Genomic DNA, 875 nt, shown 5'->3' on the forward strand with positions numbered 1-875 from the left:
ACTATTGGAAAGGCTACCTGAAGCTCTCGCTGGTCACCTGCCCGGTGGCGATGACCCCGGCGACATCGGAATCAGAGAAGGTCCGTTTCCACACCCTGAACAAGGACACTGGAAACCGCGTGGTTTCCCAATACATCGACTCGGTGACCGGGAAGCCGGTGAAGGAGAACAACGAAGCGAAAGGGTACGCCCGGGGCGAGAACGACTACGTCATCCTGACCGACGACGATCTCGACGCGGTAGCGCTTGAGACGGTGAAGACGATCGACATCGAGAAGTTCGTTCCCGCCAATAGTATCGAATGGGTCTACCTGGAAAAGGCACACTATCTGATGCCGGACGATGCCGTCGGGCAAGAGGCCTTTGCGGTGATCCGCGACGCGATGAAGGCCGACAAGGTCGTAGGCGTCTCGAAGCTCGTCATGGGTCGGCGGGAACGCGCTGTGATCCTCGAGCCCCGCGATGAAGGCATCGTTCTGTGGAGCTTGCGCTTCGGCGACGAGGTTCGTCCGGAAGAGAATTACTTCGAAGACATCGACGAGAAGGCCGACCCGGATCTCATTCCGTTGATCCAACAATTCATCAAGCAAAAGTCCGCGCGCTGGTCGCCGGCCATGGTCAGCGACCCGATACAGGAAAGCCTGCTGAAACTCATTGAAGAGAAGAAGAAACTCCTCAAGCCGAGGAAGACTGCCAAGGGCAAGAAGACGGAGGCCGGGGCTCCCGCTTCGAATGTCATCAACATCATGGATGCCCTGCGGAAGTCGATCGAAGGAGATCTGAAGACCAGCAAGACTGGCTAGGAGGTGCCGTGATGGATTACATCGCATCGATACCGATTAGAGAGGTCGTCGTTTTTCTGCCGGGGTCGGATC

The 875-nt window shown here is 57.3% G+C and carries 1 protein-coding gene; it reads left to right on the forward strand.

Features of this window, described 5'->3' with window-relative positions; translation table 11 throughout:
- On the forward strand, positions 1-803 hold an 803-nt coding region (ku, locus tag AC1DM5_RS36495; RefSeq protein ID WP_477976940.1), incomplete at its 5' end, for a non-homologous end joining protein Ku.
- Between the last annotated feature and the right edge of the window lie 72 nt (positions 804-875).

It is taken from the genome of Rhizobium sp. 01T437 (assembly GCF_056398505.1).